This window comes from Vibrio owensii, assembly GCF_002021755.1.
Classification (GTDB): Bacteria; Pseudomonadota; Gammaproteobacteria; order Enterobacterales; family Vibrionaceae; genus Vibrio; species Vibrio owensii.
Genome location: NZ_CP019959.1, coordinates 2002269 through 2025958 on the forward strand (window position 1 = coordinate 2002269; position 23690 = coordinate 2025958).

The following is a 23690-nucleotide window of genomic DNA, read 5'->3' on the forward strand; positions in this document are numbered from 1 at the left end:
TCTCTTGACCAAGGTTGAGAGAATCAAAAAGCGATTATTTGGTAGAAGGTGCTCACTTTAGCGAGTGAGCTCCTTTTAACTCCTTACAGGAGCTGATTGTGAAAGACTTATTAAACTTTCTAAAAGCACAGCATAAGACCGAAGAATTTGATGCTATCAAAATCGGTCTATCTTCTCCGGACATGATCCGTTCATGGTCTTTCGGTGAAGTTAAAAAACCTGAAACGATCAACTATCGTACGTTCAAACCTGAGCGCGATGGTCTTTTCTGTGCGCGTATCTTTGGTCCAGTTAAAGACTACGAATGTCTTTGTGGTAAATACAAGCGCCTGAAGCACCGTGGTGTTATCTGTGAGAAGTGTGGTGTAGAAGTTACACAAACTAAAGTTCGTCGTGACCGTATGGGCCACATCGAGCTAGCATCACCAGTAGCTCACATCTGGTTCCTAAAATCGCTACCGTCTCGTATCGGTCTACTAATGGATATCCCACTACGTGATATCGAGCGTGTTCTTTACTTCGAAATGTACGTAGTAACTGAACCAGGTATGACTGATCTAGAAAAATCTCAGATGCTTACTGAAGAAGAGTATCTGGATCGTCTAGAAGAGTGGGGCGACGAGTTCACTGCTAAGATGGGTGCAGAAGCTATCAAGGACCTACTAGGTTCTATGGATATGCACGCTGAAGCTGAACAAATGCGCGAAGAGCTAGAAACAACTAACTCTGAAACTAAGCGTAAGAAAGTCACTAAGCGCCTGAAACTGGTAGAAGCGTTTATTCAATCTGGTAACAACCCAGAGTGGATGATCCTGACTGTACTTCCAGTTCTTCCGCCAGATCTACGTCCTCTAGTACCACTAGATGGCGGTCGTTTTGCGACTTCAGATCTGAACGACCTATACCGTCGTGTGATCAACCGTAACAACCGTTTGAAGCGTCTTCTAGAGCTAGCGGCTCCGGACATCATCGTACGTAACGAAAAACGTATGCTGCAAGAGTCTGTTGATGCGCTACTAGATAACGGTCGTCGTGGTCGTGCGATCACAGGTTCTAACAAACGTCCTCTGAAATCTCTTGCTGATATGATCAAGGGTAAACAAGGTCGTTTCCGTCAGAACCTTCTAGGTAAACGTGTAGACTACTCTGGCCGTTCTGTAATCACAGTAGGTCCATACCTTCGTCTACACCAGTGTGGTCTTCCTAAGAAGATGGCACTTGAGCTATTCAAACCATTCATCTACAGCAAGCTAGAGACTCGTGGTCTTGCGACTACAATCAAAGCTGCTAAGAAGATGGTAGAGCGTGAAGAAGCGGTAGTTTGGGATATCCTAGACGAAGTAATCCGCGAACACCCAGTACTATTGAACCGTGCACCTACACTTCACCGTCTAGGTATCCAGGCGTTCGAACCAGTACTAATCGAAGGTAAAGCGATCCAGCTACACCCACTAGTGTGTGCGGCGTACAACGCGGACTTCGATGGTGACCAAATGGCGGTTCACGTACCTCTAACTCTAGAGGCACAGCTTGAAGCTCGTACTCTGATGATGTCGACAAACAACATTCTGTCGCCAGCGTCAGGTGATCCGATCATCGTACCTTCTCAGGACGTTGTATTGGGTCTGTACTACATGACTCGTGACAAGATCAACGTGAAAGGTGAAGGCATGTACCTTTCTGGCCCAGCAGAGGCTGAGAAAGCATACCGCACTAAGACCGCTGAACTACACGCACGCGTTAAAGTACGTATTACAGAAACAGTTGTAGACGAAGACGGCAACAGCACAACAGAGACTAAGATGGTTGATACAACTATCGGTCGTGCAATGCTATGGCAAATCGTGCCAGCTGGTCTACCGTACAGCATCGTTAACCAAAAGCTAGGTAAGAAGCAAATCTCTAACCTACTAAACGAGGCGTACCGTAAGCTAGGTCTGAAAGACACTGTAATCTTCGCTGACCAAATCATGTACACAGGTTTCGCATACGCGGCACTATCTGGTGTATCTGTTGGTATCGACGATATGGTTGTACCGCCAGCTAAGTACACTGAAATCGCAGAAGCGGAAGAAGAAGTACGTGAAATCCAGGAGCAATACCAATCTGGTCTTGTTACTGCGGGCGAACGATACAACAAAGTTATCGATATCTGGGCATCTACCAACGATCGCGTAGCGAAAGCGATGATGGCAAACCTTTCATCTGAAACGGTAGTTAACCGTGACGGTGAAGAAGAGCAACAAGAATCGTTTAACAGCATCTACATGATGGCTGACTCGGGTGCTCGTGGTTCTGCAGCTCAGATTCGTCAGCTAGCGGGTATGCGTGGTCTGATGGCGCGTCCAGATGGTTCAATCATCGAAACGCCGATCACAGCGAACTTTAAAGAAGGTCTAAACGTACTTCAGTACTTTATCTCAACGCACGGTGCTCGTAAGGGTCTTGCGGATACGGCACTGAAAACAGCGAACTCGGGTTACCTAACTCGTCGTCTAGTAGACGTTGCTCAAGACGTTGTTGTAACTGAACATGACTGTGGCACTCATGAGGGTGTTGACATGATGCCTCACATCGAGGGTGGTGATGTTAAAGTTGCACTAACTGAGCTAGCGCTAGGTCGTGTAGTAGCTGAAGACGTTCTTAAGCCAGGTACAGAAGATGTTCTGATCCCACGTAACACTCTAATTGATGAGAAGTGGTGTCAGATCATGGAAGAGAACTCAGTAGACAGCATGAAAGTGCGCTCTGTAGTTACTTGTGATTCTGACTTCGGTTGTTGTGCACAGTGTTACGGTCGTGACCTAGCACGTGGTCACCTAGTGAACCAAGGTGAAGCAGTAGGTGTTATCGCTGCTCAGTCTATCGGTGAACCGGGTACACAGCTTACGATGCGTACGTTCCACATCGGTGGTGCAGCATCTACTGCAGCAGCAGAGAACAGCATCCAAGCGAAGACAACTGGTACAGTTAAACTGCACAACGCTAAGTTCGTAATCAACAAAGATAAGAAGCTAGTAATCACGTCTCGTGCATCTGAGCTAACTATCATTGATGAATTCGGTCGTACTAAAGAGAAGCACAAACTTCCTTACGGTTCGATGCTAAGCAAAGGCGACAACGACGCAGTAACAGCTGGTGAAGTTGTTGCTAACTGGGAAGCGCACACCATGCCAATCATCACTGAAGTGGCAGGTCGCATCCAGTTCGTAGACATGATCGACGGTGTTACAGTTTCTCGTCAAACAGATGACCTAACAGGTCTATCTTCAAGCGAAGTAACTGATCCAGCAGCTCGCCCAGCAGCAGGTAAAGATATGCGTCCAGCTATCAAACTTGTTGATGAGCAAGGTAACGATGTAATGATCCCTGGTACAGAAATGCCAGCTCACTACTTCCTACCTGGTAAAGCGATTGTAAACATCGAAGATGGCGCTGAAGTTGGCATTGGTGACACACTATCTCGTATCCCTCAGAAATCTGGCGGTAACAAAGATATCACCGGTGGTCTACCACGCGTAGCTGACCTATTCGAAGCTCGTAAGCCTAAAGAGCCTGCGATCCTTGCTGAGCACACAGGTACTGTGAGCTTTGGTAAAGAAACGAAAGGTAAGCGTCGTCTAGTTATCACTCGCGACAGCGGTGATACTTACGAAGAGATGATTCCTAAGCATCGTCAGTTGAACGTATTTGAAGGTGAGCGTGTTGAACGTGGTGACGTGATCGCAGATGGTCCAGAGTCTCCACATGACATCCTACGTCTACGTGGCGTACACGCTGTAACTCAGTACATCGCTAACGAAGTACAAGAAGTTTACCGTCTACAAGGCGTTAAGATTAACGATAAGCACATCGAGACTATCGTTCGTCAAATGCTACGTAAGTGTACAATTACTCACGCTGGTGACTCTGAGTTCCTACCTGGTGAGCAAGTTGAATACTCACAAGTTAAGATTGCTAACCGTAACCTAGAAGCTGAAGGCAAAGAGCCTGCACGTTTCGAGCGTGAGCTACTAGGTATTACTAAGGCATCTCTAGCGACTGAGTCGTTCATCTCTGCGGCATCGTTCCAGGAGACAACTCGCGTACTAACAGAAGCTGCGGTTTCTGGTAAGCGTGATGACCTACGTGGTCTGAAAGAGAACGTAATTGTTGGTCGTCTGATCCCAGCTGGTACTGGTTTCGCATACCACCAAGATCGTCAAGCTAAACGTGCTGAAGCGCAAGAAGGTCCATCTGCTGAACAAGCAACAGATAACCTAGCTGCACTTCTAAACGCAGGCTTCTCTTCTGACGAGTAATCGTTAAAAGCTTAAAAGAAAAGGCACCCTCGGGTGCCTTTTTTGTTTTTGGAAGTAGAGCTTAGAACGCTGCGCTTCGAGAGGCGAGGATGCCTCGCTTACGGAATCTAGAGTTGTGCCTGGGTGAGTCGTGAAAATTATTTTGACTAAGAGGACGTTGACAGGACTTGTTCTTAAAAAGACAAAATGAATCCCGAATCTCAAAAAACAAAAAGGGTTGACGTGCATACGCCAACCCTTAAGAATTTTCTCGCTTCTCGCTTCTCGCTTCTCGCTTCTCGCTTCTCGCTTCTCGCTTCTCGCTTCTCGCTTCTCGCTTCTCGCTTCTCGCTTCTCGCTTCTCGCTTCTCGCTTCTCGCTTCTCGCTTCTCGCTTCTCGCTATGCGCCAGGCGGCATCGCTAAACTGTCAGCAATCAACTGAATCAAGTGGTCTTCTACCGCGAAGCGTGTCTCAATGATTTCCCCAATCAAAGACATATCTTCATCAAAATCAGCCAGTTCATCTTCGGCTGAAACATCAGAGTATTTGTCGGTAAAGTTCAACAACGGCTCAGTAGTGAGGACGATCTTCGCGTAAGTCTGGTTTATTTCATCTGTCGCGACAAAGCCCGTGGCTTTCCACTTATCCATCACCATATCGTAGATTTTAAAGTGACCTTCGGAGATATAATCAACAAGGTGTTGGCAGAAGTGCTGAAGTTCGTCAGGGGAAGGGAGTTCAATGACATTGGATTTCGAACAAGGTTGCAGTGCTGCAAGCTTACAATATTCGACAATCAGAGATTGTCTCGTTTCCAGCCAATGGTCAATAACGTCACTGGAACCGCCCCATTGGTCTTGTGTTTGTTTGAATTTTTTTAGCATGACCATGCCCTCATGATCTGATCGCCCATTGGCGAACGTATCCTTTGCAAAGCAAAGTTAGTAAAGTGATTACAAACTCTTGTCCTTACTAGAATTTATAGTTGCAAATTTGGCGAACGACAAACTCTGGTATGAAATTAGATTGCCAGTAAAATGAATGAACTTCAAGCAAAGGGACGCTGTAATGTTAAGAAAAGGTGAAGTTAACCGTACGAAAAACGCCTATTGGTGTGTTGTCTCAGGAAGCGATGTTTGGCTGGTGGATGGTGCTATACCATTTGGCAATGCAGAGCAGTTCTCACTGCCAGAAGCGAGTGCAAGGCAGATAGGTGAATACCAAAATGCCCCAGTGATGTGGGTAAATCTGTCGGATTTAGACCACGATTTAGAACTGGTGTCTCTGCGTGATTGTCTGCATTTCCCAGAGGCACTCTTCTTGCTGATCAGCAAAGCGATTCAATATGGGCACATGACACAAAGCCTTCGTTTTTGCCCTCAGTGTGGTGGTCGAAACTTTCTCAATAACAACCAGCTAGCGATGCAGTGTGGTGAGTGCCGTACTTTGCACTATCCGCGTATTTTCCCGTGCATCATTGTCGCTGTACGCAAAGATAACCAGATTTTGTTGGCACAGCACCCTCGTCATCGAAATGGCATGTACACCGTCATTGCGGGCTTTTTAGAAGTGGGAGAAACCCTAGAAGACTGTGTCGCTCGTGAAGTACACGAAGAAACCGGCGTACACGTTAAAAATATTCGCTATTTTGGCAGCCAACCATGGGCCTTTCCATCCAGCATGATGATGGCATTTCTTGCTGATTACGAGTCTGGTGAATTGAATCCTGATTACACCGAGCTGTCCGATGCACAATGGTTTGGCATTGACGAGATGCCGCCGGTTGCACCAGAAGGGACAATTGCTCGAGCTCTTATCGAGCAAACGCGACAAGATATCGAGTCTAATTAGCTGAAAAATAGATAAAAAAAACCCTCCGAGAGGGAGGGGGTAAGTAAGATGTCGTTATGAGATGCTGAGTACCGGGTACTCAGTTTATAATTGTAGTTTTCGCTAGCGAACAAATTTTTAACACTGATACCGACTGGGTGCAAATTAAGCACTGATTTAAAAGTTAATAACTTGATCCAGGTTGCAAAGCACACAGCTATTAGCCTTAAATCAGTGATAGAATACCCCCTTTCAAAGAAAGCCTAACAATTGGAATTACGGAATGACTGAATTAAAAAATGATCGTTATCTGCGTGCCCTTCTAAAAGAGCCAGTAGATTACACGCCAGTATGGATGATGCGTCAGGCAGGTCGTTACCTACCAGAATACAAAGCAACTCGTGCGCAAGCGGGCGATTTCATGTCTTTGTGTAAAAACGCGGAGTTGGCGTCAGAAGTAACGCTTCAACCACTACGCCGTTTTCCTCTTGATGCAGCGATCTTGTTCTCTGACATCCTAACTATCCCAGATGCAATGGGCTTAGAACTTCGCTTTGCTGCGGGTGAAGGTCCGGTTTTCGATAAGCCTATCACTTGCAAAGCTGACGTAGAAAAGATCGGCCTGCCAGATCCAGAAGGCGAGCTGCAATACGTAATGAACGCAGTGCGTCAAATCCGTAAAGACTTGAACGGTGACGTTCCACTGATTGGCTTCTCTGGTAGCCCATGGACACTGGCGACTTACATGGTTGAAGGCGGCAGCTCGAAAGCGTTCACTAAGATCAAGAAGATGATGTACGCAGAACCGCAAACTCTGCACTTACTTCTAGATAAGCTAGCAGACAGCGTTATCGAGTACTTAAACGCGCAAATTAAAGCGGGTGCACAGTCGGTGATGGTATTTGATACATGGGGCGGTGTACTGACTCCTCGTGACTACAACCTGTTCTCACTGCAATACATGCACAAGATTGTAGATGGCCTGATTCGTGAAAACGACGGTCGTCGCGTACCAGTAACGCTGTTCACTAAGAACGGTGGCATGTGGCTTGAGCAAATCGCAGCAACGGGCTGTGATGCGGTAGGCCTAGACTGGACTATCAACATCGCAGACGCAAAAGCGCGTATCGGCGATAAAGTGGCTCTACAAGGTAATATGGACCCATCAATGCTTTACGCTTCACCAGAGCGTATCCGTGAAGAAGTCGCGGGTATTCTAGAAGGCTTTGGTGATGCAGGTACTGGTCACGTGTTCAACCTAGGTCACGGTATCCATTTGGATGTGCCGCCAGAAAACGCGGGTGTATTTGTGGAAGCGGTACACGAGCTATCTAAGCCGTACCACAAGTAACTTCGACTTTTTGAAATCAAATACCGGCAATCAGTGCCGGTATTTTTTTATCTGAAAATCAAGGTTGTACAGCTTTGGTAGTATTTGGTCTACCATGATCTAATTACTATTTGAACTGTACATTAGGCATTAAAGTTCATTATAAACAACGGGTTACTTTCATGGTTCTTGTGCGCTAATTTTCTTGTACAGATAAACAAGCAATTAGATCATGGGTAACCTAAAGCATCGAATGAACGCGTTTTTTAAGGTATGGCACGACGTCAGACTCAAACCAAGGATTCTTCTTTAGCCATAATGTGTTGCGTGGAGAGGAGTGAGGAAGCGGGATAAATTCCGGTTCCCAATCCTGCCATTGCTGAACGGTTTGCGTGAGTGTCTTTGGTTTGCTTGTGAGGTAGTACTGCTGTGAGTACTGACCAATCAGCAGTGTCAGCTCTATATTGGGCAACTGCTCAAGAATCTTTTTATGCCAAGCGGGCGCACACTCTTTGCGAGGAGGTAAATCGCCTGAGTTCCCCTTACCTGGATAGCAGAAACCCATCGGGACAATGGCTATTTTGTTTGGGTCGTAGAAAGTGTCTTTGTCGATATCGAGCCATTGGCGTAACCGATCGCCGCTTGGATCGTTCCAAGGTATCGAGGTTTTGTGCACACGTGTCCCCGGCGCTTGTCCGATGATTAGTATGCGTGCGTCTTTTGCGGCTTGCACGACAGGGTTCGCGCCCAAAGGCAAATCGTCTGCGCAGATCTGGCAGGCTCGCACTTGCTTTAGTAATGTTTCTAGAGACATAAAACGGTTAATACCCTTTATCGAAATCGACTTGGTTGTTTAGAGAGAAACCGTCCCTCCAACTCAAGTAGTTGTCTGCAAAAATGTTGACCACTTGCTCAGGAAAACTTAACGCCGCGATGTGAGGAGTGATGGTTACTTGCGGAAGTTTCCAAAACGGATGTTGCGGTGAAAGTGGCTCTTGTTCAAACACATCGAGAAAAGCATGTTCCACCCAACGATTTTTTAGTGCGAGCAACAGACCCGCATCATCAATCACATCGCCTCTTCCAACATTAAATAGCAATGCCTGATTAAGATGGCTTAACACTTCACTATTGAGTAAACGTTGCGTCTCTGGCGTGCTCGGCAGCGTATTTACCACGATATCCGCTTGGTGAAAGGCGCTGGCGAGTTCATTGATATGAAAAGTTTGATTGAATTCACCGCCAGAAGTGGGGATACCAGTACGATTGATTCCTATGGCTTTTATGCCCATCAATTGTGCCGTTTTACCCAAATGACTGCCGATGCTGCCTGTGCCGAGAATCACCATGGTTTTGCTTTGTAGTGAGGTATACAGATGCGGCTGCCATTGCTTGCTCTGTTGTTGCTGGTGGTATTGCATGAAGTGACGGAAGTGAGCAATGCTGTAGCCAATCACGTACTCGGCAATCAATGGGCCAAAAATACCGCGAACATTAGTCAGGGTATAATCCCGGCGCAGATTCGGCACCATCAGAGCATTCACCCCTGCAAATGTCGATTGCACCCACTCAAGCTGTGAAAACTCGTCTAACCTTTGTGATAGTAATGGTGGATCCGCCAGTATGATCTGAGCATCTTGAGGTTTGTTTGTGATGGCCAGATCGGGCAGATTTTTCTCCGCCAGTAACGTTTCGTAGGTGTCGCGATGCTCTGAGAGCAGGAAAATCTGATTTGGATGCTGCATTAACTTTTTTCCCTGTGATGAATCAAGTACACTTTCGCTGATTTTTTCTTCAATGATTGAGTGACTATGCTTAAGAATCCTCTTCAGGTTCGTTTGGAAAAACTAGAACCTTGGCAACAAATTACCTTCATGGCGTGCCTGTGTGAACGCATGTATCCAAACTATGCGATGTTTTGTGAGAATACAGAATTTGCTGAGCCACGTGCTTACCGAGCGATTCTTGATAGTGTATGGGAAATTCTGACGGTTAAGAACGCGAAAATTAACTTCGAACGTCAATTAGAGAAGTTAGAAGAGTTGTTCCCAAGTGCAGATGAGTTCGATTTTTACGGTGTTTATCCAGCGATGGATGCTTGTCAGAGCTTGTCGACACTGCTGCATGGTCTGTTGGATCGCGACTACCTTTTCGATTCAATGCTTAAAGTGAGCCAACAGTCGGTACAAACCGTTGCTGACCTAGAACAAGCACAAGGCGCAGAGCCAATCACAAACGACAATCAAAAAGAAAATGAAGCCGTGTGTGAAGAGTGGGATGTTCAGTGGGCTATCTTCCGTCCACTGCGTGAAGCGGTAGAGCGAGACATCAGCCTGATTAAAGATTTGCGTGAAGAGCTACGCGAAGAAGCCGTGAGCAACATCGGCATTGCACTTTAATTGTTGAATAGATAAAACAAAGGCATCCATGGTGGATGCCTTTTTCATTTATGCGTTTGAGCTGTTACGCCCGAGGCTGATTACGATTCTTTAGAGTCTGGTTTGGTTGGCTCTTGAGCTTCTGGCTCTTTGTCCTGTTTCTCCAGCTGTTCATCTTCTTCATCGTCATCGCGGCTTTCAATTACGCCGTGCTTTTCTTTCCAGCTTTCCCAACGTTGGTAAGCCAGTTCTTGCATGTCTGTGCTCTTATCCGCTTCATCGATGATCTCTTCACCTAGTAGGTGCTCAAAGATGTCTTCTAGCGTCACAAGGCCTTGTACCGTGCCGTATTCGTCAACCACAAGCGCCAGTTGTAGGCGGTGAGTCATCATTTGGTCGAACACTTTAGGTAGAGCGGTGTTGTTCAGTACCACTTGGATAGGGCGCATGACCGAACCAAGTTGTTTTTGGCCGCTGCCTGATTGTTGCAGCTTGAACAGCTCTAGACGGTGCACAAAACCAATGATGTTGTCTTTCTGCTCGCTGTAAACCAGTGGGCGAGAGAAAGGCGTCTCCTTGTGCTTCTCTAGGAAGTCATTAATGGTCATCGTCGCGTCTACACGGAATACGACCGGACGCGGTGTCATGACTTGCGTTACTGGTACGTCTTGAATGCCTAGCAGGTTACTCAGGATTTTTGATTCACCCTCTGCGAACTCGCCGCTTTCTTTCGCCAGAATAGCCATTGCTGACAACTCATCACGCATTTTTGGTGCTTCGTGGTTACGAGCAAGACGTTTTGTGATTTGCTCTGAGAACCATACGAATGGTGTTAGTGCCCACACCATCCAGCGAAGTGAAACCGCTGCAGCTGGTGCAAGTTGGCGCCAGTATGTCGCACCAATTGTCTTAGGTACGATTTCGGATAGAACAAGAATCGCTAGTGTCAGTACTGCAGAGAAGATACCAAGCGCTTCGCTACCAAATACCACTGCCGCTTGCGCACCAGCCGTCGCCGCACCGATGGTGTGAGCAATGGTGTTTAGCGTCAAGATAGAAGCAAGTGGTCGGTCGATGTCTGCTTTTAGCTTTTCTAGCTGAGCAGAAGCCGGGTGCCCCTGTTGTTTGAGCTGCGCAATGAAGCTCGGACTGATACTTAGAAGTACCGCCTCCAGTACCGAACAGATAAACGAAATGCCGATAGCAATAGAGATATAAATGGATAACAGCAGCATAGTTGCCCTTGAATGTAATGTGATAGTCGGGATTTTAAGCGATTATAACCGCAAAAGTGCCTTATAAATCGGTCTTATTGCATTAGAAAGCAAGAGCTTTCCTCGTGCAAGTAGTAACAAATTGTGAGTTATTACTCATATTATGGCTAAAACTGCGTCAGAAAATCGAAAGATCGCTTACAAACCTTTGCCAGATGGGGCATTTATGTTTTAGAGTGAGATGAATTCGATAACATATGAGAAGGGAAACCTAATGAACAAGACCCAATTAATCGACTTTATTGCAGAGAAAGCAGACCTATCTAAAGCACAAGCTAAAGCTGCTCTTGAAGCAACTCTTGAGGGTGTTACTGGCGCTCTTAAAGAGGGTGACCAAGTTCAACTAATTGGTTTTGGTACATTCAAAGTAAACCACCGCGCTGCACGTACTGGTCGTAACCCTAAGACTGGTGACGAGATTCAAATCGCAGCAGCTAACGTACCTGCATTCGTAGCAGGTAAAGCGCTGAAAGAATCAGTAAACTAAGTTAAAATGCACCGAGGTATCCTGCCTCGGTGCAATTTCATGAAAAAACATCTACTCACTTCACTCCTACTATCAAGCCTTGCTCTTGTTGGCTGTTCTTCTGTAGAAACCCCAAACCTAGACCAATTTACCCATTTCTCTGGCGGGAAAATCATGGGTGATGCCACCAGTTTATATTGGATGACTGAACGTCTAACACGTGTTAGTACGGCAGCAGACTATGTCACGATGGGCGATTACGGTTCATATCAGAGTGATTATCGTTGGGATGACGGTGAGCTCAGAGAGTTGATTCGAAAAGGTGAGCAACTCGATGCCAAACAAGGATTGGTGCCTTTTCAAATCCACATTCGATTTAATAAAGATGGCGACGCGATTTATCAGCAGTACCGTGTGAATGGAAAAGTGTTGCCTTTACAACGTGACCAATTAGAGCGTTACAAGCAAGAGGCGAACGATGTCGTTACGTCTATCAAGAAACAATCTCGTGATGGCCAGAGCCTAATCCAAGGGTATTGGGATGGTGAAACCTTCGAAACCTGCAAAGGTCGTGAGTTTGCTACGCTGGAGTTTAACCAGACCCTGCCTAAGTTTGTGATTGATAGATTGGCGTCGGTGGACAGCTACATAGCGTTTATCGGTAAAGAGTCACGTAATACCGCTACGGTGGATGAATTGCTGATGCTTAATGATGATGACTTTGATTGTGTACCGCGACCGAAGTTGATCTCTGAATAAACATGGCTTCGAGCTGTCTCAATTCTCGAACAAGAACAATAAAAAAGGCGCTGAATGCGCCTTTTGTCGTTTTAGCCAACTGAAGTTGTTTTTATTTTTCTTGCTCACGTGCAATTGCACGGTAGCCGATATCGTTGCGATGGAACATGCCATCCCAACTGATCTGTTTTGCAAGCTCGTAAGCACGCTGCTGCGCTTCTGATACGCTGTTGCCAAGTGCCGTTGCACAAAGAACGCGACCACCGTTTGTCACGATGTCGCCGTCTTTGTTATCTGTACCAGCATGGAAGACTTTTTCGCCTTCAATTTCAACTTGTGGCAGACCCGAAATTACGTCGCCTTTGTTGTACGCCGCTGGGTAACCACCGGCTGCTAGCACGATACCAATCGATGCTCGTGGATCCCACTTCGATTCCGCTTGATCCAGTTTCTCGTCGATTGCTGCTAGGCACAGATCAACAAGATCCGATTCCATGCGCATCATGATAGGTTGTGTCTCAGGATCACCGAAGCGGCAGTTGTACTCGATTACTTTCGGAGTGCCGTCTTTGTCGATCATAAGACCCGCGTATAGGAAACCAGTGTAAGGGTTACCTTCAGCGGCCATGCCACGAACCGTTGGGTAAATCACTTCTTCCATAATGCGGTTATGGATTTCCTGTGTTACCACGGGAGCTGGAGAGTATGCACCCATGCCACCGGTGTTAGGACCAGTATCTTTGTCGCCTACGCGTTTGTGGTCTTGGCTGGTGGCCATTGGTAGAACGTTCTCACCATCCACCATCACGATGAAGCTTGCTTCTTCACCATCTAGGAACTCTTCGATAACGACACGACTACCAGCATCACCAAATGCGTTGCCTGCTAGCATGTCTTTGATTGCGTCTTCAGCTTCTTCTAGTGTCATCGCTACGATAACGCCTTTACCAGCAGCAAGGCCGTCAGCTTTTACGACAATCGGCGCACCTTGTTCACGTACGTAAGCAAGAGCTGGCTCGATTTCAGTGAAGTTCGCGTAGGCACCCGTTGGGATTTGGTGACGAGCAAGGAAGTCTTTGGTAAACGCTTTAGAGCCCTCAAGCTGCGCTGCCGCTTGCGTCGGACCGAAGATTGGCAAACCTGCTTCGCGGAAAGCATCAACCACACCGATAACCAGTGGAGCTTCAGGGCCAACAATAGTTAGCTCGATAGCTTTCTCTTTTGCAAAAGCAACCAGACCTGCGATGTCTTCTACTGCGATGTTTACGTTCTTTAGTTTAGGCTCTAGTGCTGTACCTGCGTTACCTGGAGCCACGAAGATAGTCTCAACATTTGGGTTTTGTGCCGCTTTCCAACCTAGTGCGTGTTCACGACCGCCTGAACCAATGATAAGTACATTCATGTTTTAAACCTTCAATCAAAATTGATAGTAGTCGAACTAGAAAATGTCTGAGCAACACGAAAGGAGAGTGTTGCTCATCTCGGAGCGCAGCGTTCCCGTATCCAGTAGCGAAGCGCTCTCGTATCTTTTCTTTCTAGTGGCGGAAGTGACGCATACCTGTGAAGATCATCGCCATGCCGTGTTCGTCTGCTGCTGCGATAACTTCGTCATCACGCATAGAACCGCCTGGTTGGATAACACACTTGATGCCTGCTTCTGCAGCTGCGTCGATACCGTCACGGAATGGGAAGAATGCATCTGATGCCATTACACAACCTTCAACCTGTAGACCTTCGTCTGCAGCTTTGATGCCTGCGATTTTCGCAGAGTAAACGCGGCTCATTTGGCCTGCGCCTACACCGATAGTCATGTCGCCTTTCGAGTAAACGATCGCGTTAGATTTCACGTATTTCGCTACTTTCCAGCAGAACAGTGCATCTTTCAGCTCTTCTTCTGTTGGCTGGCGCTTAGAAACCACTTTTAGGTCGTCTAGGCTTACCATGCCTTGGTCACGGTCTTGAACCAGTAAACCGCCATTCACGCGTTTCACGTCAAAGCCAGTTGTCTTAGTTGTCCATTCGCCACACTCAAGTAGACGCACGTTCTTCTTCGCTGCAACCACTTCAATCGCTTCAGCAGAAACAGAAGGTGCGATGATCACTTCAACGAATTGACGCTCAACAATAGCGGTTGCTGTTTCAGCATCTAGCTCTTGGTTGAATGCAATGATGCCGCCGAATGCAGATGTTGGGTCAGTTTGGTAAGCGCGGTTGTATGCTTCTAGGATGTCTTTACCTAAAGCCACACCACATGGGTTTGCGTGTTTTACGATCACACATGCTGGCTCGTTGAACTCTTTCACACATTCAAGCGCAGCGTCAGTGTCTGCGATGTTGTTGTAAGAAAGGGCTTTACCTTGGATTTGGCGAGCAGTAGAAACAGATGCTTCTTGTGGGTTTGCTTCAACGTAGAATGCGGCTGCTTGGTGGCTGTTCTCACCGTAGCGCATGTCTTGCTTCTTCTCGAATTGCTGGTTGAACGTACGTGGGAATTTAGACTCTTCATCACCTTCTTTGTTCTCACCGTAAGATGGAACCATAGTGCCGAAGTAGTTTGCGATCATGCCGTCGTAAGAAGCCGTGTGTTCGAATGCTGCGATAGCAAGGTCGAAACGAGTTTCTAGTGTTAGAGATTTCTCGTTCGCGTCCATTTCAGCGATAACGCGGTTGTAGTCGTGAGCGTTCACAACGATAGTCACGTCTTTGTGGTTTTTCGCTGCAGAGCGAACCATTGTTGGACCACCGATGTCGATGTTCTCAACCGCATCAGCAAGGGTACAGCCTTCTTTAGCAACGGTTTCTGCGAATGGGTATAGGTTAACGACAACCATATCGATAGGGTTGATGCCGTGCTTTTCCATCACGTCATCGTCTTGGCCACGACGACCCAGCACACCACCGTGAACTTTTGGGTGAAGCGTTTTAACGCGACCATCCATCATTTCTGGGAAACCAGTGTAGTCAGAGACTTCAGTTACTGCGATGCCTTGCTCTGCAAGTAGACGAGCAGTACCACCAGTAGATAGGATATCGACACCGCGCTCAACAAGAGCTTGTGCAAACTCAACAATACCTGTTTTGTCTGATACGCTGATAAGCGCACGGCGAATAGGACGAGCGTTATTCATGCTTCCATTTTCCTCAAATTCACGGAGTTAAAGATGTTTGCCAAAAATGAACTTGTTTTCACCTCTTGGGGTAAAATATTGGCCAGTTTTGGTAAAGACCTTTGCGGGCGTTTTCATGCTTAGAAAACAGTCTCCACTATTTGATGGCGCGTATTCTAACCAATTTATTACAAAAAAGCTCGCGCAATCGTTTGGCATCTCAAAAATAATTGCAAAAAACTCGATTTTTAGCTTTAAAGGTAACGAGATAGTTAATAAGGAAAGTTATGTTTCAGATTGGTGAACTGGCAAAACGTTGTGGTGTGACCGCCGATACACTTCGTTTCTATGAGAAAAATGCGTTAATAACACCCGCAGGGCGAAGTGAATCGGGCTATCGCCTATATAACGAAGAGAACCAGAAGCAGGTGCGCTTTATTCTAAAAGCGAAAGAGCTTGGCTTAAGTCTAGAGGAAATAAAAGAGCTGCTAGGGATCAAATTAGAGGCGACAGAACACAGTTGTGCAGAGGTAAAAGCCATCACTTCTGCAAAGTTAACTTTAATTGATGAGAAGATTGCTGAACTGAGCAAAATCCGTACTGCTTTAAAGAAGATAAACGACGCATGTTGTGGGCATAACAACGACGATGCCAGTCATTGTTCTATCCTAGCAGCCCTTGAATAGTCTCATTTTTGCGTCATTTAATTTAAGTTTGCATTTTTGGCGGCTTGCTTTTCTAGGTTCAAGCCGTTTTCCCACCTATAATCTCGGCTTTAGTCGACTGTAAGAATGTGTAGTCCCCTCTATTCCTAAAGCGACGCTGTCTATCAGATACGAGAGTTTTCATACATGGTTGGAGTCTATTTTCAAATCAATGACTGGGTTTTGAGCGTTGATGAAAATAAGCTGTATCGACAAGACAGGGAAGTTACCGTTGAGCCACGCTTAATAAACCTACTGCATTTTCTTGCTGAGCACGCCAGTGAAGTGTTCAATCGCGAAGAGCTGATCCAATACGTTTGGGCTGGTGCGATTGTGACGGATCAAGTCGTAACACAGTCGATCTTCGAACTGCGTAAACTTCTGCGAGATGGTCGAGAAGAAAACATCAGCTACGTGATCACTGTGCCTAAGCGTGGTTACAAGCTGGTGGCGAATGTGACCCCAATGACACACGAGGAATTCCTTGCAAGTCGTCATTGCGATGCCGAAATCCTTCCTCCTGTTGTTGAAGAAACAGAAGAAGAACTGCCAGAAACGCCAGCGCCAACTATCGCATTCCCAGCTGGGCCTTTAACTCGCGCCGTTTGCGAGATGTCGAAAGAGAAAAAAGCGCCGCGTAAACCGAACAAAATCAGCCCGTGGCGATTGGGTTTCATGAACTTCATCTGGATCAGTATTTTGGTCGTGGTGATGGGGGTGTTTACTTATAAGCAGTCAGAAGTGCGCATCACGCAAGCCATTGATACCCACCTTATTGAGTTCAAGTTTCAAGATAACTTCAGCAAAGAAGGTCGAAGTTATGACTTAGCAGATGGCTTCGCGCAGAAGTTGATGGCTGATGTGGCTCAAGTGAGTGACTATCGTGTCATGCTCAAGAAAGCTTCCTTTACCACGGGCATCGTTCCGGGGAAATCTGTGGTCGTGCGCGTCAAAGAAAATGATGGTGGCAGCTTCCTTGAAGTGGAATACCGCAACAACTCTTCAGAGAAAGTGCTGTTTAGCCGTCAGTACGCATTAACTAACAGCCACTTAAAGTCCGTGATGCAACAAGCGTCTTTGGATTTGATGCGAGTATTGAAAGTACCAGATGCAAAACTGAAGTCCAAAGTGCTGGTGGCGGGTATGCCAATGAACCCAGACGCATTGGAGTTGTTTGTTGAAGCAAACCACTACTTGAACGTATCGGATGCGAATCAATTCCAGCATGGTATCGACTTGATGGAGAAAATCCTCGAGATTGAACCAGATAATGCTTATGTTCAATCGGAGCTGCTCATTGCTTACCATGTGCAAAAAGCACTCGATCCTGCATTGGAACTAAGAAAGAGCAGGGTTCAGCAGTTAAGTGATAAGCTGGAAGCCAACGCTAAGATGATGGTTGGGCCTATTCAGCCACGTATTTATGAAGCGTTAGCTCTGCATGAGACCATCACTGGTGACATTGATTTAGCTAAGCGACATTTGAATCAAGCATTAGACGTTCGTGATTCGGTATTGTCTTACGTGATTCGAGGTAAGCACGCTGAGCTGGATGGTGATTTGGATTGGGCAAGTGAGTCCTACAGCGAAGCCTTCTATATTGATACATCCGTAGAAACTTACTTATTGTGCGAGAACTTGGTTTTTCCAAGTAACATGAAGGCGATTGATTACGCCATGTATCGCGCAGTGCATCCTTCCGTGGTTCGTATGTTGTAAGCGGCCACTATCTAACAAGTAAAGATATCTTTAGGCCCTTCATTTCGGTGAGGGGCTTAATTATATGGTCCGCCCCACTCTCCAAGCCCTTAAGCTTAGAGTAGGCTCTCAGAATGAGGTGAACCATATGTCTTCTATTCACATTTTAGGTATCGACCTAGGCAAGCACTGTTTCCACGCTATCGCTCATAACCGTTCTGGTGCGGAAGTATTGCGTCGTAAGTTTAATCGAAACCAACTCCAACATTTTCTTTGTAAAATCGAACCAACAACCATTGCTTTCGAAGCTTGTGGCGGTGCTCATTGGCTCGCTCGTAAGTGTGGTGAATACGGCCATCAAGTTCGACTCATTCCTCCCCAGTACGTTAAGCCTTATGTCAAAGGCAACAAAAATGATTTCATAGATGCATCAGCAATTGCAGAAGCGGCTGGTCGACCAACAATGAGGTTTGTCGCGGTAAAAAGTGAAGAAGCCCAAGTCATTGCAGCGATTCATCGTGTCAGAGATGGCTATATCAAGGAGAGAACCGCGGCTATGTCTCGAATTGGGGCTATCTTGCTTGAGTTCGGCCTGAGTTTTCCAAAGGGGCATGCAAAGATGAAGTCTCTCTTCCAATGGTTAGCAGCACAAAAAATGGCACTGCCGGAGAGCTTGCTGTGTGAATTAGTGTCTATCCACGAACACTACAAATACCTTAATGAAAAGGTCAAAGCTCAAGACAGTAAGCTTCAAGTTATTGTTAATAATAATGAAAGTGCACAATTGCTGAAAACTATCCCTGGAGTTGGAGACCTTACCTCAACGTTGTGCGTTGCTGACGTAAGCTCCCCAAACAATTTCACCAATGGTCGGGAAATGGCAGCTTGGTTAGGGCTTGTACCGAGACAATTCTCTACGGGAGGAAAGACCAAGCTACTTGGCATAAGTAAACGAGGCAATAAACATCTCAGAACTCTGTTTATCCATGGAGCAAGAGCCGTTCTCTCAAGGCTAGAAACGACAGGGAAAGTGTTTGGTGAGTGGCTCATCAAACTTCGGGCGACGAAGCCATTTAATGTTGTGGTCGTAGCACTTGCCAACAAGCTAGCAAGAATAGCTTGGGCGGTGTTGTACCACCGCCAAGCTTTTAAGGTTGTATAGCTATAACCAAGTTTGCAACGCCAATGAAAATGATGACAAAAACGGTCAATCGACCAGATTAAGAACCTGACACAAAAAATAGCGTTAAATGCTTTTGGCTTTTTAAGGATAATCTGGCGCAGATATCATCGTGGAGCTGGGAAGCTAGTGCTCCCAACAAGGACTCCGAATACATTAGCGCAAACCAACTCCGTTATGACTTAATTGTAGTTGCAATAACGGGGCGGACCATACATTTTTGTATCTGCCTTTTGTGTGTGCTTCTTACCTCTATTGCTACTAATAATGCTTGCTATAGAAGGGAGGGGGCTTTTCATTCTCTATTCTCTATTCTCTATTCTCTATTCTCTATTCTCTATTCTCACCACCTTGGCATTCTGCTTCTTACTTCTTACTTCTTACTTCTTACTTCCTGTCTTAGTGCCGCTTCATATCGAACGTTTGGGTTTCGGCCTTAGCCTTGCGTATTTAAAACCGATCACAAACATGCAGTTGTTTATGTGTAATAACGCTTGTACTTATGCATCGCTGAGTAAAAGAGGAGGGGAAGTTTGATGTAAGTCAATTGGTCAATAAGGGTAGGAAAAGTCTGCATCAACAGTTTGGGTAATCAGGATAGGGTTAGCTTGATGTTGATAGCGGTTGATAAGGTTGATGGAAAATTTGTTGAGGTTGATGTTTTTAGCTTTTCGACATGAGTGCTTTAGTTTTTTGTCTTAAGTTGCTGTATATGCTGACTTTATGTTTTTTAGTTTATCAGGTTTATCTCAACTTTATACCGATGGGCTAATTGTTTTATTGATAACCCCAAGTTTATTTTTTTCCCAGTTTTTGGGCGTAGTCTTCACTTCGAAATTTAGCGAGGTCGAGCAGGTTCTTCCTCATAGCATCTCGCTAATAACCATTCAGTTTGAGTCATGTTGACTCGAGTAGAATAGATTTGGAGATGTTATGTCATCGAATGCGAAAAAAATCGGCCTTATTGCCTGTACGGGTGTCGTAGCCGGTAACATGATGGGTAGTGGTATCGCACTATTACCTTCTAGTCTTGCCTCTGTAGGCTCTGTTTCAATCTTCAGTTGGCTGATCTGTTTGGTCGGTGCACTGAGTCTGGCGTTCGTTTACGCTCGTCTGGCAACCAAAAACCCACAAGAAGGTGGTCCTATCGCTTATGCTGGCGAAGTGTCTCCGGTATTTGGTTTCCAAACGGGCGTTCTTTATTACCACGCGAACTGGATTGGTAACCTGGCTATTGCCATTACAGGTGTTTCTTACCTTTCTGTATTCTTCCCTGTGCTTAATAACCCAATCCCAGCAGGTATTGCGACGATTGCATCGGTATGGATCTTCACTTTCGTCAACCTACTTGGTGGTAGCTGGGTAAGCCGTCTATGTACGCTTGGTCTAGTTCTTATCCTTATCCCAGTTGTTGGTACAGCTGCATTTGGTTGGACGCACTTTGATACTGCGCTTTACAGCCAAAACTGGAACGTATCAGCAGGCACTGACAGCCACGCGGTAGTAACAGCGGTTCTTATCTGTCTATGGTCATTCGTCGGTGTGGAATCAGCAGCGGTATCGACTGGTATGGTAGAAAACCCTAAACGTACTGTACCACTAGCAACTATGTTGGGTACTGGTATCGCAGGTGTGATTTACATCCTATCAACTCAAATGATCAGCGGTATGTTCCCAGCGTCAGAAGTTGCGGCATCAGGTGCGCCATTTGCACTAGCAACCACTGAGCTATTCGGTAGCTGGACAGCACCATTCGTATCAGCATTCACAGCGTTAGCATGTTTCACTTCGCTAGGTTCTTGGATGATGCTTGTAGGTGAAGCAGGTAAACGCGCAGCAAACGACGGCAACTTCCCTAAAATCTACGGCGAAACTGACAAAAACGGTGTGCCTAAGAAAGGTCTAATCCTTGCGTCAATCAAGATGACTGCACTGATGGTTGTACTGATGTTCTTCAGCTCTAAAACAGCACACGCATCAGATCTGTTCAACCAACTAACGACTGACGCAGTTCTACTAACTATGCTGCCTTACTTCTACTCAAGCATTAACTTGATTCGCTTCGAAGGTATGACAACACGCAACGGCTTCGTAATGCTGTTCTCTGGTGTGGCTTGTCTGTTCTGCTTCATCGCACTAGCTGGTGCAGAGGGCGGTACGCTAACAGCAACCTTCATCGTGTCTCTAGTTATCTTGATGTTCTACAGCAAAAAAGCAGGTCTTGCTCAGTACGTGAAAATGCACGCTGACGACATGCCTGCCCAAGCAAGCAACTAATCCCCAAAACGCTGGCACTAAGGTGCCAGCCCATAAAACCCAAATTCACGCGGCGCTCACCTTACTCATTGCCTGTAAATGGCAAAGAGCGCCCTCATTCGCCTTGGAGATGTCCAAATGAATATATTCGCTATCTTGAACCACATGGGTGTGTTCTTTAAAGAAGAGCCAGTTCGTCAACTTCACGCTGCTCTTGAGAAAGCGGGCTACGAAGTGGTTTACCCAGTAGATGATAAAGACTTGATCAAAATGATTGAGATGAACCCTCGCATTTGCGGTGTGCTGTTCGACTGGGATAAATACTCACTAGAGCTATGTGAACGTATCAGCCAAATCAACGAAAAACTGCCTGTTCACGCATTTGCTAACGAACAGTCTACTCTAGACATTTCACTAACAGACCTACGTCTAAACGTGAGCTTCTTCGAGTACGCTTTAGGTATGGCTGACGACATCGCTATCAAAATCAACCAAGCGACTGAGGCATACAAAGATGCCATCATGCCTCCATTCACTAAAGCGCTATTCAAATACGTAGAAGAAGGTAAATACACCTTCTGTACTCCAGGTCACATGGGCGGTACTGCATTCCAGAAAAGCCCTGCTGGTAGCATCTTCTACGATTTTTACGGTCCAAACACATTCAAAGCGGACGTATCAATCTCAATGCCTGAGCTAGGTTCTCTACTAGACCACTCAGGTCCACATAAAGATGCAGAAGAATACATCGCACGCACATTCAATGCAGACAGCTCGTACATCGTAACTAACGGTACGTCTACATCGAACAAAATCGTTGGTATGTACTCAGCACCTGCGGGCAGCACAGTACTGATTGACCGTAACTGTCACAAATCTCTGACTCACCTAATGATGATGAGCGACGTGACACCAATCTACTTCCGCCCAACTCGTAACGCATACGGTATCCTTGGTGGTATTCCACAAAGTGAATTCAGCCGCGATGTAATCGCAGAGAAAGTGGCGAAAACACCAGGTGCAACAGCACCAACTTACGCAGTAGTGACTAACTCAACTTACGATGGTCTGTTGTACAACACGCAATTCATCAAAGAGTCGCTAGATTGTAAACACATCCACTTCGACAGTGCTTGGGTGCCTTACACTAACTTCAACCCAATTTACGAAGGTAAATGTGGTATGAGTGGTGAAGCGATGCCAGGCAAAGTGTTCTACGAAACACAATCAACACACAAACTGTTGGCAGCGTTCTCACAAGCTTCAATGATTCACGTGAAAGGCGACTTTGATAAAGAATCTTTCAACGAAGCATTCATGATGCACACTTCAACTTCACCTCAGTACGGCATTGTTGCTTCTACTGAAACTGCAGCGGCAATGATGCGCGGCAACACTGGTAAGAAGTTGATGCAAGACTCTATCGATCGCGCAATCCGCTTCCGTAAAGAGATCAAACGTCTAGAAGCAGAAAGCGACAGCTGGTTCTTCGATGTATGGCAACCAGAAAACATCGATACCACAGAATGTTGGAAACTAGACCCTAGCGACACATGGCACGGCTTCAAGAACATGGATGACAACCACATGTATCTTGACCCAATCAAAGTAACGCTACTGACTCCAGGGATGAATAAAGAAGGCGAACTAGAAGAATCAGGTATTCCTGCTTCGCTGGTGGCTAAATTCCTAGACGAGCGCGGCATCGTGGTAGAGAAAACAGGTCCATACAACTTGTTGTTCCTATTCTCAATCGGTATCGACAAATCAAAAGCAATGCAATTGCTACGCGGTCTAACTGAATTTAAACGTGGCTACGACTTGAACCTAACCATCAAGAGCTTCCTACCTTCGCTATACAACGAAGATCCAAGCTTTTATGAAGGCATGCGCGTTCAAGAACTAGCACAAGCAATTCATGATCTAACTAAGAAATACAACCTACCAGAGCTAATGTACAAAGCGTTCGATGTTCTTCCAGAAATGAAAGTAACACCACACGCAGCATGGCAAGAAGAGCTTCGCGGTAACGTAGAAGAAATCAAACTGGAAGAAATGGTTGGACGCGTAAGTGCGAACATGATCCTTCCTTACCCTCCAGGTGTGCCACTAGTACTTCCTGGTGAAATGGTGACTCAAGAGTCTCGCCCTGTGCTGGACTTCCTAGAGATGCTTTGTGAGATCGGTGCGCATTACCCAGGTTTCGAAACCGACATCCACGGTCTATACCAACAAAAAGATGGTAGCTACACCGTAAAAGTATTGAAGAACTAAGTTCCTCTCGAAGATGACGCCATTGGGAATGCAAGCATGCTCCACTCTTACGAGCTCAATGCGTCATCGAACAATAACGACATTTAGATATACCCCTAAACTAATCTGTCGTAAAGAGAAGGGCAAGGATGCTCTGATCTTTTCTTCTATATATAGAAGAAACACTTTTCCAA

17 protein-coding genes are annotated in these 23690 nt (G+C 46.1%); 11 read left to right on the forward strand and 6 right to left on the reverse strand.

Translation table 11 applies throughout. From position 1 onward, the window contains the following. The first annotated feature begins 98 nt into the window (after window positions 1-98). Window positions 99-4301 carry a DNA-directed RNA polymerase subunit beta' gene (gene rpoC, locus A9237_RS09125; protein ID WP_039842890.1) on the forward strand — a complete coding sequence of 1401 codons (4203 nt, stop codon included), beginning with the start codon at window positions 99-101 and terminating at the stop codon, window positions 4299-4301. Between the two features lie 379 nt (window positions 4302-4680). Here the strand turns inward: rpoC and A9237_RS09130 are convergent, their stop codons facing one another. Next, the gene (locus A9237_RS09130) at window positions 4681-5172 is read right to left on the reverse strand and encodes an Rsd/AlgQ family anti-sigma factor (protein WP_005434886.1); all 492 of its coding nucleotides are present in this window, start codon (window positions 5170-5172) and stop codon (window positions 4681-4683) included. 178 nt (window positions 5173-5350) lie between these two features. On the opposite strand from A9237_RS09130, the gene nudC reads away from it, so the two are divergent. Continuing rightward, the gene (nudC, locus tag A9237_RS09135; RefSeq protein ID WP_078608060.1) at window positions 5351-6133 is read left to right on the forward strand and encodes an NAD(+) diphosphatase; all 783 of its coding nucleotides are present in this window, start codon (window positions 5351-5353) and stop codon (window positions 6131-6133) included. Between the two features lie 262 nt (window positions 6134-6395). Next, on the forward strand, window positions 6396-7463 hold the full coding sequence (gene hemE, locus A9237_RS09140) for a uroporphyrinogen decarboxylase (RefSeq protein WP_005433634.1): 1068 nt from the start codon (window positions 6396-6398) through the stop codon (window positions 7461-7463). Between the two features lie 220 nt (window positions 7464-7683). Here hemE and A9237_RS09145 read toward each other — a convergent pair whose 3' ends face one another. Both A9237_RS09145 and A9237_RS09150 read right to left on the reverse strand, forming a co-directional pair. Further along, window positions 7684-8256: a uracil-DNA glycosylase family protein gene (locus A9237_RS09145; protein WP_078608061.1), complete on the reverse strand. Its 573-nt coding sequence runs from the start codon at window positions 8254-8256 to the stop codon at window positions 7684-7686. Between the two features lie 7 nt (window positions 8257-8263). Then, on the reverse strand, window positions 8264-9187 hold the full coding sequence (locus A9237_RS09150; RefSeq protein ID WP_078608062.1) for a D-2-hydroxyacid dehydrogenase: 924 nt from the start codon (window positions 9185-9187) through the stop codon (window positions 8264-8266). Window positions 9188-9253: 66 nt separating this feature from the next. Here A9237_RS09150 and A9237_RS09155 point away from each other — a divergent pair, with 66 nt between their 5' ends. Then, window positions 9254-9841 (forward strand): YjaG family protein, encoded by a 588-nt coding sequence (locus tag A9237_RS09155; RefSeq protein ID WP_005434878.1) that lies wholly within the window; start codon window positions 9254-9256, stop codon window positions 9839-9841. Between the two features lie 80 nt (window positions 9842-9921). On the opposite strand, the gene A9237_RS09160 is transcribed toward A9237_RS09155, so the two are convergent. Beyond that, window positions 9922-11055, reverse strand: coding sequence for a CNNM domain-containing protein (locus A9237_RS09160; RefSeq protein ID WP_078608063.1), 1134 nt, complete (start codon window positions 11053-11055; stop codon window positions 9922-9924). A gap of 253 nt (window positions 11056-11308) precedes the next feature. On the opposite strand from A9237_RS09160, the gene hupA reads away from it, so the two are divergent. Together hupA and A9237_RS09170 are read left to right on the forward strand one after the other, a co-directional pair. Further along, complete coding sequence (gene hupA, locus A9237_RS09165) at window positions 11309-11581, forward strand: nucleoid-associated protein HU-alpha (RefSeq protein WP_005433627.1); 273 nt, start codon at window positions 11309-11311, stop codon at window positions 11579-11581. A 39-nt stretch (window positions 11582-11620) separates the two neighbouring features. Beyond that, window positions 11621-12319 (forward strand): DUF1481 domain-containing protein, encoded by a 699-nt coding sequence (locus A9237_RS09170; RefSeq protein ID WP_020198120.1) that lies wholly within the window; start codon window positions 11621-11623, stop codon window positions 12317-12319. A gap of 91 nt (window positions 12320-12410) precedes the next feature. On the opposite strand, the gene purD is transcribed toward A9237_RS09170, so the two are convergent. Together purD and purH are read right to left on the reverse strand one after the other, a co-directional pair. Continuing rightward, on the reverse strand, window positions 12411-13700 hold the full coding sequence (gene purD / locus A9237_RS09175; protein WP_041061452.1) for a phosphoribosylamine--glycine ligase: 1290 nt from the start codon (window positions 13698-13700) through the stop codon (window positions 12411-12413). A gap of 133 nt (window positions 13701-13833) precedes the next feature. Beyond that, window positions 13834-15426 (reverse strand): bifunctional phosphoribosylaminoimidazolecarboxamide formyltransferase/IMP cyclohydrolase, encoded by a 1593-nt coding sequence (gene purH / locus A9237_RS09180; protein ID WP_078608064.1) that lies wholly within the window; start codon window positions 15424-15426, stop codon window positions 13834-13836. Between the two features lie 266 nt (window positions 15427-15692). Between purH and zntR the strand changes: the two genes are divergently transcribed. The 5 genes from zntR to A9237_RS09215 all read left to right on the forward strand — a co-directional run bounded on the left by zntR (window position 15693) and on the right by A9237_RS09215 (window position 23517). Beyond that, on the forward strand, window positions 15693-16091 hold the full coding sequence (zntR, locus tag A9237_RS09190; protein WP_005434867.1) for a Zn(2+)-responsive transcriptional regulator: 399 nt from the start codon (window positions 15693-15695) through the stop codon (window positions 16089-16091). 165 nt (window positions 16092-16256) lie between these two features. Next, a complete protein-coding gene (gene cadC, locus A9237_RS09195; RefSeq protein WP_078608065.1) occupies window positions 16257-17828 on the forward strand; it encodes a lysine decarboxylation/transport transcriptional activator CadC in 1572 nt (523 codons plus the stop codon). A gap of 127 nt (window positions 17829-17955) precedes the next feature. Further along, a complete protein-coding gene (locus tag A9237_RS09200) occupies window positions 17956-18969 on the forward strand; it encodes an IS110 family RNA-guided transposase (protein ID WP_078607610.1) in 1014 nt (337 codons plus the stop codon). A gap of 951 nt (window positions 18970-19920) precedes the next feature. After that, on the forward strand, window positions 19921-21264 hold the full coding sequence (gene cadB, locus A9237_RS09210) for a cadaverine/lysine antiporter (protein ID WP_005434864.1): 1344 nt from the start codon (window positions 19921-19923) through the stop codon (window positions 21262-21264). A gap of 117 nt (window positions 21265-21381) precedes the next feature. Further along, window positions 21382-23517 (forward strand): lysine decarboxylase CadA, encoded by a 2136-nt coding sequence (locus tag A9237_RS09215; RefSeq protein WP_005451159.1) that lies wholly within the window; start codon window positions 21382-21384, stop codon window positions 23515-23517. The last annotated feature ends 173 nt before the right edge of the window (window positions 23518-23690 follow it).